The 1274-nt window shown below is 56.8% G+C and carries 1 protein-coding gene; it reads left to right on the top strand.

From position 1 onward, the window contains the following. Window positions 1-145: 145 nt before the first annotated feature. Window positions 146-1087: an IS3 family transposase gene (locus NHH03_RS27665; protein WP_315861499.1), complete on the top strand. Its 942-nt coding sequence runs from the start codon at window positions 146-148 to the stop codon at window positions 1085-1087. The last annotated feature ends 187 nt before the right edge of the window (window positions 1088-1274 follow it).

The raw sequence follows: 1274 nt of genomic DNA, 5'->3' as shown, positions 1-1274 counted from the left end.
CGCAGCGCAATGACAAGAAGCAGATCGACAAGCTGAAGTCACGCATCGACCAGAAGAATGAGGTCATCGCCGAGTTGATGCAGGAGAACATCCAGGCAAAAAAAGACAATGGGGAACTCTAACCGGTCGCTGGGTTCCCCACGAAATTCGAGACCAAATCATCGATTACATCGGTCTTTGGAAAGACAAAACCGGTCTGCCGGCGACCACGCTGATCGCTTGGATCGGATTGCCGCGAAGCACCTACCACACCTGGAAAGATCGCTACGGCAAACCAAACGATCACAACGGAAAAATCCAACGCGACTGGTGGTTGGCCGATTGGGAAAAGCAAGCCATCGTTGACTTTCACGACGCCCATCCACTGGAAGGCTATCGGCGTCTGACCTACATGATGATGGACGCCGACGTCGTCTCCGCATCGCCGGCAACGGTCTACCGCGTGCTCAGCGAAGCCGGACGAATGGGCAAGCGTGCCAAGGCTTCAAGCAGTAAGGGCAATGGCTTCAAACAGCCCGAAAAACCGCACGATCACTGGCATGTGGACATCTCCTACATCAATTGTGGCGGGACGTTCTACTACCTGATCACGGTGCTCGATGGCTTCAGCCGAATGATTGTGCATCACGAACTTCGTGAGTCGATGAAAGAACTCGATGTCGAGATCGTTTGCCAGCGGGCGCTGGAAAAACATCCCGACGCGAAACCACGTCTGATCAGCGACAATGGTCCCCAGTTTCTCGCCGGGGACTTCAAGGCGTTCGTTCGGCAAAGCGGCATGACTCACGTTCGAACCAGCCCCTATTACCCGCAAAGCAACGGCAAGCTGGAACGCTTTCACGGCACGCTCAAACAAGAGTGTGTTCGCCCAGCGTGTCCGCGTGATGCAGCGGAGGCAATCGCGAAGATTGCCGCGTACGTGGAGCATTACAATACTCGGCGGCTTCACAGTGGGATCGGCTACATCACACCGGCCGATCGGATGGCTGGCAAGAGTAAGGCGATTCACGAAGCGCGTGACCGCAAACTGGTCGAAGCACGTGAGCGTCGCAAAGCCGAGGCCAAAGCGGCACGCCAAGCGGCGTAGTGCTTGGTTGTGAAAGAACTTTTGGGCTGAGCTGTCTTCGTCGGAGCCGGCCATCGGTCGCTCGCCAGTCCCTGGCGATCGATGGCCGGATTCGGCGAATGACAGCGGCTGTCTTTGTTGGAGAGGTCCGAGGGAGTGACCGTCGCCCAGCCAACCAACTACAATGACAAACGCGGCACGTGACCCC

Origin of the sequence: Stieleria tagensis, assembly GCF_024129865.1 — a bacterium.
GTDB classification, from domain to species: Bacteria; Planctomycetota; Planctomycetia; order Pirellulales; family Pirellulaceae; genus Stieleria; species Stieleria tagensis.
This window is presented reverse-complemented; position numbering and strand designations above follow the sequence as displayed.